Consider the following 7,713-nt stretch of genomic DNA (forward strand, 5'->3'; position numbering starts at 1 on the left):
CACCCCTTATCGCCCTACATACTCGGTCCCTTAACAAATATCCTGTTATGGTTTCAGGAAAGTGGTGTTTTTTGAATTTCTACTATATTCATAGTGATTTCATTGATTTTATCTTATATAACAGTTCTTTATAATCGCATATTTTTTATAGTACAGTTTGAACCACAAGTCCCTTTTCACTAAAAAAACTTTCCCCTTTACCATTATTAACCCCTAAAAACCTAGATTTCACAATATCTTAACAATTACCCCCTATTTCACGTGACTTTTATCACTTTTTAACTGTTATACTCAAGGTAAGATAATAACGTCAAATCTGTTATATAGATTTAAAAATAAACTAGAGGTGAATCACCATGGAACAATGGAGAGTTTTTGCAAAAGGAACATGGACAAGAGAGGTTAATGTCCGCGACTTTATTTTGAATAATTATACTCCTTATGAAGGAGATGACTCTTTTTTACAGGGAGCTACAGAAGCAACAAATAAGCTTTGGGAACAGGTAATGGATCTAACCACGAAGGAACGTGAAAATGGCGGGGTTTTAGATATGGATACTGAGACAGTATCTACCATTACTTCTCACGGGCCTGGATATTTAATTGAAGAACTCGAGAAAGTAGTTGGAGTACAAACTGATAAACCCTTTAACCGTTCCATGCAGCCATTTGGCGGTATACGTATGGCAAAAGCCGCTTGTGAAGCATATGGATATACTTTAAATCCAGATGTAGAAAAAACCTTTTCTGAATTTAGAAAAACTCACAATCAAGGTGTTTTTGATGCTTATACCGATGAAATGATGTTGGCCCGTAAAGCTGCCATTATTACCGGCCTTCCTGATGCATACGGCCGCGGACGTATTATTGGAGACTACAGACGTGTTGCTCTATACGGCGTTAACTTCCTTATTCAGGAAAAACAAAAAGACTTAAAAAACACAAGCAGTGTTATGACAGAAGAAAATATGCGCCTTCGTGAAGAAATTGCTGAACAAATCAGAGCGCTTAAAGAATTAAAAGAATTAGCTAAGAGCTATGGCTTTGACATCTCAGAACCAGCCAAAAATACTCAAGAAGCATTCCAGTGGCTTTATTTCGGATATCTTGCTGCCATTAAAGAACAAAACGGTGCAGCAATGAGTCTTGGACGCGTTTCTACTTTCTTTGATATCTATATTGAGAGGGACTTAATGGAAGGCACTTTAACAGAGGAAGAAGTACAGGAAATAGTTGACCACTTTATTATGAAGCTTCGCCTTGTAAAATTTGCCCGGACCCCTGATTATAACGAATTATTCAGCGGAGACCCTACCTGGGTGACAGAATCGATTGGCGGTATGGCAATGGACGGACGCTCCCTGGTAACGAAAAACTCTTTCCGTTTCCTTCATTCACTCGATAACCTGGGTCCTGCACCTGAGCCAAACCTCACTGTTTTATGGTCATCTCAGCTCCCAGAAAACTTTAAAAAATACTGTGCAAAGATGTCTATTAAAACAAGTTCAATCCAATATGAAAATGACGACATCATGAAGCCTGAATACGGAGATGACTATGGAATTGCCTGTTGTGTTTCAGCAATGGAAATCGGCAAGCAGATGCAGTTCTTTGGTGCCCGTGCAAACCTGGCAAAAGCACTCCTTTATTCAATTAATGGCGGTGTAGATGAAAAACTTAAAATACAGGTAGGACCTTCCTATCAGCCTATTACCTCTGAAGTACTAGATTATGAGGAGGTAATGCAAAAGTTTGATAATATGATGGATTGGCTTGCCGGACTTTATATTAATACATTAAATATCATTCACTATATGCATGATAAGTACAGCTACGAAAGAATTGAAATGGCGCTGCATGATTCCAAGATCCTTCGTACAATGGCAACAGGAATTGCCAGACTCAGCGTAGTTGCAGACTCCCTAAGTGCAATTAAGTATGCCCAGGTTAAAGTAATTCGCGACGAGAATGGAATCGCTGTTGACTTTGAAACTTCCGGGGAATTCCCTAAATACGGAAATAATGATGACCGTGTGGACAGCATAGCAGTTGATATTGTCGAACGCTTTATGAAGAAGCTTCGCAAGCATCATACTTACCGTGATTCTCTGCACACTATGTCCATTCTCACAATTACTTCCAACGTAGTTTATGGAAAGAAAACAGGGAATACTCCAGATGGACGTCGCACAGGTGAGCCTTTCGCGCCAGGAGCAAACCCTATGCATGGAAGGGATACTAAAGGTACTCTTGCTTCTCTTGCTTCCGTTGCAAAGCTTCCATATGCTTATGCAATGGATGGCATCTCAAATACTTTCTCCATTGTACCGAAAGCACTAGGAAAAGAAGAAGAAAACCAAATCCACAATCTTGTTTCCATTCTTGACGGCTATGCCATTAAGTCAGGCCACCATCTAAATGTTAACGTATTTAACAGAGAGACTCTGCTGGATGCAATGGAGCATCCTGAATTATACCCTCAATTAACAATCAGGGTTTCAGGTTATGCGGTTAACTTTATTAAACTGACTAAAGAACAACAGCTTGATGTTATTAACCGTACCTTCCATGAATCTATGTAACTGAAAATTAACCGGGGGCTAAAGGCCTCCGGTGTACTACCGAAAGGGGAAAATCATCATGAACGGAAATATTCACTCTATTGAAACTTTGGGCACAGTAGACGGTCCAGGTATACGTTATGTTGTATTTACACAGGGCTGCCTTCTTAGATGCCAATTTTGCCATAATGCCGATACATGGGAAATTGGAAGCGGCAAACCGATGGCTGTTTCCGAAATCATGAATGATTTAACTTCCTATCTCCCTTTCATTCAGGCATCAGGCGGGGGGATTACTGTGAGCGGCGGGGAACCATTACTACAGATCCCCTTCCTGGTGGAACTTTTTAAGGCTTGCAAAAGTAAAGGAATTCATACAACCATTGACTCTTCAGGAGGATGCTTTTCAAGCTCTGCCCATTTTCTTGAGGGCCTTGAGGAATTGCTTCAGTACACCGATTTAATTTTACTTGATTTAAAGCATATTAATCGAAAAAAACATATTAAACTAACCGGGATGGCCAACGACCACATTTTAGAGTTTGCCAAATTCCTATCAAGTCATAAGATTCCTGTGTGGATACGTCATGTGCTTGTACCTTCGGTTACTGATGATCCCACCGATCTTAAAGAACTTGGCGAGTTTATCGGCTTTTTAGAAAATGTTCAAAAAATAGAGATTCTCCCTTACCATAAGCTCGGCGTTTATAAATGGGAAGCTCTTGGCCATGAATATCCATTAAAGGATATTGAACCTCCTTCTGAGGAAAAAGTACAATATGCTCTTGAACAGATAACTAAACACTGGAAAAAACCTCTTTTCAATTAAAAAATGCCAGTTATGGCATTTTTTTCTTTTTTCGCTAATCAGAATTTATATCCCTAAATTCTGAACGCACGACGGACAGGATAAGGAAGGCTTCGTCAGCATTATCATCGCACGACGGAAAAGCACCTGCTTTTCCGAGGAAGTCCTAGTCAGGTGAAAGGCACAGGACAAGGAAAGCTACGTCAGCTTTGCCTCGCACGAAGAAAAAGCATAGCTTTTTTGAGGATGTGCCGATTTGAGCGTGATAAGTAAAACTAGGACAACCGCCAAAGGGACTTGGCGAATGCCAAGTTTTTCTAATATTTTTCTTGGATCTTTAAGAATGTTTAACTGCCTGTTGTTTTTTTCGTCAGCGCTCGCTTTCCGTTCAAATTCAAAACAAAAACAATAATGAAACTTTGATCAACCAGGTATGGTGAAGAACCTTTTTACTTTTTTAATTGGATGGCTGTTATATATATTATTAAATTGATTCTTGTCCCTTTCTCCTTTATACTCATATCATGGCTACAAAGCGAGGTGAATGATTTTGATCCAGATCTTGATTGACTTAACAGACTTTAATGCGCTTACTGCACTTTATATAAGTATATATATTGGAATGACTATTAAACTTCTCTGGGCATGGAGTGCCGAGAGTTCTTTTCTTGGCTCTATTACTGATACTACAAACACAAAAATCGTTCAGCCATTCTTTTATAATAGTGAAAAAAGCCATAATCACAGCAATCACATTTTAATGTGGATTATAAAATATATCCGCAGAAAAAAAAGCTCGCAGGATGGCCGTGAAGAACACTCTTCCTTTTTGCTTTATACATTATAATTTTTAAACTTCAGGAGGAAATATGAAAATAAAACGGTCTTCATTTACAATAATAGGATTATTAACACTAACAACTTTATTACTCTCAGCATGTTCGGCTCAAAATGGTAAAGGCGGCATCGGTTTCTTCCACACTTATCTTGTTGAACCTTTTATCAAGAGTATTCATGGACTTGCTGGTATCTTTGGCGGTAATTACGGCTTATCTATCATTGTTATTACACTTCTAATCCGTCTTGCATTAATGCCTCTTATGCTGAGACAATATAAAAATCAGATGGGCATGAAAGAAAAGATGGATAGCTTGAAGCCTGAAATGGAAACTATCCAGAAAAAGATGAAAACTGAAAAGGATCCAAAGAAAAAACAGGAGCTTCAGCAAGAAATGATGGGCTTATACCAAAAGCACGGAGTTAACCCTTTAAATATGGGCTGCCTCCCAATTCTCATTCAGATGCCAATCCTGACCGGTTTCTATTACGCAATTAGAGGAAATGCAGAAATTGCTTCCCACAACTTTCTCTGGTTCAGTTTAGGAAAACCTGATATTGCTATTACCCTTATAGCTGGGGTCATTTATTACTTACAATTTAAAGTTTCACAATCTAGCATGCCTCAACAGCAGCAGGATCAAATGAAATATATGGGGCTTCTTTCCCCAATTATGATTGTTATGTTTTCACTTAAAGCACCAGCTGCACTTCCCTTATATTGGGCAGTCGGTGGTACATTTTTAACACTCCAAACTATGATGAGCAGAAGGCTTTACCAGGCTAAAAAAACGCCAGAGGTTCAAACTAGTACTGGTAAAAAATAAGCAAACAAAGAAAAAGCGTCCAACTGGATGCTTTTTCTTTGTTTATTACCATTTAATTAAACAAAAACATCCTTCTTTTCTTCCTATCCTGAATAGTTTTCAATGAATTAGGAATGCTATCGGTGATTAGTGAAAATAAGGAGTGAAAAATAATGAAGGCAAAATGGATTTTTCCTTCGGTCCTTCTATTTGGACTGTTAATCGGAGGATGTGCGAGAAATAATGCTAACGAAAATGCTGGCAACAATAATGGAACACAGCCAACAAAAGTTAATTACAACACAAGGGATGCTGTTCCACGTGTTAGAAATGTCGGAGATAATAATGATGTTAGAAATCTCAATCAGGATAACAAAGCAAAAGTAGCTGACAGAGCAGCAGAGAAAATAACAGGAATGAAAGAGGTAGACCGGGCTGTTGTGATTGTTACGAATAACAATGCTTTCGCAGCTGTACAATTAGCTGATAACAAGCACCTGTCTAACAGTCTGGAAGAAAGAATTTCTAAAAAGATTAAATCCACTGACAAGGATATTGATCGGGTGTATGTGTCTGCAAATCCAGATTTCTACGAACATATGACTGATTACGGAGACGACTTGCGAAATGGCCGTCCAGTAAAAGGATTTTACGATGAATTTTCACAAATGGTTAGAAGAATTTTTCCGGATTTACAATAAAAGTTAACAATGGCCTGCGGATAAACCACAGGCCTTTTTTTATTATAAAGTGTTCATTTTGGAGTGAAGTTTTTCTTTAGCTGTGGGCCATTCTTCTTTTAACATGCTGTAAACAACGGTATCACGGACATAACCATCTTTTAAAATACGGTCCTTCCTGAGTACTCCTTCTTTTATTGCACCCAAACGGGCAATAGCAGTCTGTGAACGGATATTACGTATGTCTGTTTTCCATTGAACTCGATTTATTTTAAGTTTTTCGAATGCATTTTCAAGGAGCAATAACTTGCATTCAGTATTTACCTGAGTACGCCATACATCAGGATGATACCAGGTCCAGCCAATCTCAAGGCTTTTATTGTCCTCTGAGATATCTATGTACCGAGTACTTCCTATTATCTGGCTGCGTTCCTTGTCAAAAACGGTAAAAGGATACTGTGTACCCTTATCTCTTTCTGAAATGGCAGCCTTTATAGCTCCCTTCATTTCCTCTTTAGATCTAATCTTTGTTGCCATGTAGGACCAAATAATATCCGGCAGTGCTGCCTGCCATAAGCCATCTGCATGTTCCATTTCCATGGGGGTAAGCTTTACTTTTTCCCCTTCAAGAATAATATTTTCATTTGAAATAACCAATCCATTCTCCCCCTGCCCAGTATTTATGTATGCAAAAAGACTGCCCATTTTTAAAGGCAGCCTTCCTATTATGCATCCGCGAAATAATCTTTGTAAAAACCGCCAACTTTACCAGTATTGTCAACGATAAAATAAAACTCTTCTGTTTCATTTTTTACATCATAAACGTTTCCTGGAGTTAATGCATTATTTACAATATACTTTTCAGCGTTTGTATGAATACATTTTACTTTTTTAATGGTTTCACGTTCTTGCCAATTTAAGTGAATCATTTTCTGCCACCCTTCAAACAGTGATTATCACTAGTATAAAGAATGAAGCTGCTGTTCTGCAACTAAATTAAATGAAGATTTTTTTAAAAACGGCAAGCGGGTTTTCTTTTTAATCCAATTTATTTTAGCTTCTTCAAAGGTTATTATTTCTCCTGTAAGGACATTTTTAAGGGTTACATAATTCACATTGCAGATTTTATCCAATCGTAAAAATTGAAGATTTTCATATCGGTTCTGATCATAGGCAAGTTCGTAAAAGCCATTATCCATGGATGTTTTCATTGTACATACCCTCTTTCTAAGATGATGGCTTTATCTATTTACCACTTCGCCGGCTTGTTTCAAACATTATATATAAACAAAATGCTCAGTTATTACTTTTATAATTGATAAAAAAGTGTAAGTACCTGTTAAAGGGATGAGAGGATAATGTCAGAGATTCCCTTACAATCAACAACATTGTTAAAAGGGTCACCCATGAAAAAATTAGCTCATAAAAGAATGAAATAACAGTTATCCACATTAGTTATTTCCGGGTAGAGACCAAAAAAAAGAGACAGGTATCTGTCTCAATCTTTCTCACATCGACATTTAGATAGATGCGAAAATATTTGAATCCTGCATATGGCTGGCTTTCTAACGATTGGCTCTTTATAAAAATTCACAATAGTTTTCATCTCAAGTTCTCTCTGCTTTTGAAGCATTTCAGCGGTATACATTTGTTCAAACAATTAAATCCTCTCCTTTATAATATTTCTTTTCCTCTTTATTTTAAGAAAAAATGAAAATAGAAACATTGTAGGAAAGGTTGAATTCAATCAGTCTTTAGACTGAAATTTAATCAAGAGCTGGAGGAATTTTGATCCTGCCTTAGAATAATTAGAAAAACTTGGCATTCGCCAAGTTCTTTTTGGCGGATGTCTTAGTTTTGCTCATGCGTTCAGAATTTATGGATATAAATTTTGATTAGCCCAAAAAAGGATCACATTGTACTGCACCCCAAAAGTTAGAGCTAAAATCTAACTTTTGGGGTGTTTATTTTTGGCTAAATATAGTGAACGATTTAAGTTGATGGTGGTAAGGGAATATCAA

Annotated in this window: 8 protein-coding genes; 5 read left to right on the forward strand and 3 right to left on the reverse strand. The window is 37.5% G+C overall.

Translation table 11 applies throughout. The features are described from left to right. Positions 1 to 356 precede the first annotated feature (356 nt). The 5 genes from pflB to AC3WR0_RS14170 all read left to right on the forward strand — a co-directional run bounded on the left by pflB (position 357) and on the right by AC3WR0_RS14170 (position 5,713). On the forward strand, positions 357 to 2,582 hold the full coding sequence (pflB, locus tag AC3WR0_RS14150; protein ID WP_492552913.1) for a formate C-acetyltransferase: 2,226 nt from the start codon (positions 357 to 359) through the stop codon (positions 2,580 to 2,582). 58 nt (positions 2,583 to 2,640) lie between these two features. Further along, positions 2,641 to 3,390 carry a pyruvate formate-lyase-activating protein gene (gene pflA, locus AC3WR0_RS14155; protein ID WP_492552914.1) on the forward strand — a complete coding sequence of 250 codons (750 nt, stop codon included), beginning with the start codon at positions 2,641 to 2,643 and terminating at the stop codon, positions 3,388 to 3,390. Between the two features lie 529 nt (positions 3,391 to 3,919). Next, on the forward strand, positions 3,920 to 4,216 hold the full coding sequence (locus tag AC3WR0_RS14160) for a hypothetical protein (RefSeq protein WP_492552915.1): 297 nt from the start codon (positions 3,920 to 3,922) through the stop codon (positions 4,214 to 4,216). Positions 4,217 to 4,238: 22 nt separating this feature from the next. Beyond that, positions 4,239 to 5,033, forward strand: coding sequence for a membrane protein insertase YidC (gene yidC / locus AC3WR0_RS14165; protein WP_492552916.1), 795 nt, complete (start codon positions 4,239 to 4,241; stop codon positions 5,031 to 5,033). 152 nt (positions 5,034 to 5,185) lie between these two features. After that, positions 5,186 to 5,713: a YhcN/YlaJ family sporulation lipoprotein gene (locus AC3WR0_RS14170; RefSeq protein WP_492552917.1), complete on the forward strand. Its 528-nt coding sequence runs from the start codon at positions 5,186 to 5,188 to the stop codon at positions 5,711 to 5,713. A gap of 42 nt (positions 5,714 to 5,755) precedes the next feature. On the opposite strand, the gene AC3WR0_RS14175 is transcribed toward AC3WR0_RS14170, so the two are convergent. From AC3WR0_RS14175 to AC3WR0_RS14185, 3 genes are all read right to left on the reverse strand, one after another. Continuing rightward, positions 5,756 to 6,349, reverse strand: coding sequence for a GNAT family N-acetyltransferase (locus tag AC3WR0_RS14175; RefSeq protein ID WP_492552918.1), 594 nt, complete (start codon positions 6,347 to 6,349; stop codon positions 5,756 to 5,758). Positions 6,350 to 6,417: 68 nt separating this feature from the next. Next, complete coding sequence (locus AC3WR0_RS14180) at positions 6,418 to 6,621, reverse strand: DUF6501 family protein (RefSeq protein WP_492552919.1); 204 nt, start codon at positions 6,619 to 6,621, stop codon at positions 6,418 to 6,420. 30 nt (positions 6,622 to 6,651) lie between these two features. Then, positions 6,652 to 6,903: a hypothetical protein gene (locus tag AC3WR0_RS14185; protein ID WP_027321607.1), complete on the reverse strand. Its 252-nt coding sequence runs from the start codon at positions 6,901 to 6,903 to the stop codon at positions 6,652 to 6,654. Positions 6,904 to 7,713: the final 810 nt, after the last annotated feature.

This window comes from Neobacillus sp. FW104-15D2 (assembly GCF_058790155.1).

Excerpts from the sequence above, each read along its gene's own strand:
- pflB (WP_492552913.1), top strand. The coding sequence starts at position 357 with ATGGAACAATGGAGAGTTTTTGCAAAAGGAACATGGACAAGAGAGGTT.
- pflA (WP_492552914.1), top strand. The coding sequence starts at position 2,641 with ATGAACGGAAATATTCACTCTATTGAAACTTTGGGCACAGTAGACGGT.
- yidC (WP_492552916.1), top strand. The coding sequence starts at position 4,239 with ATGAAAATAAAACGGTCTTCATTTACAATAATAGGATTATTAACACTA.
- AC3WR0_RS14170 (WP_492552917.1), top strand. The coding sequence starts at position 5,186 with ATGAAGGCAAAATGGATTTTTCCTTCGGTCCTTCTATTTGGACTGTTA.
- AC3WR0_RS14180 (WP_492552919.1), bottom strand. The coding sequence starts at position 6,621 with ATGATTCACTTAAATTGGCAAGAACGTGAAACCATTAAAAAAGTAAAA.
- AC3WR0_RS14185 (WP_027321607.1), bottom strand. The coding sequence starts at position 6,903 with ATGAAAACATCCATGGATAATGGCTTTTACGAACTTGCCTATGATCAG.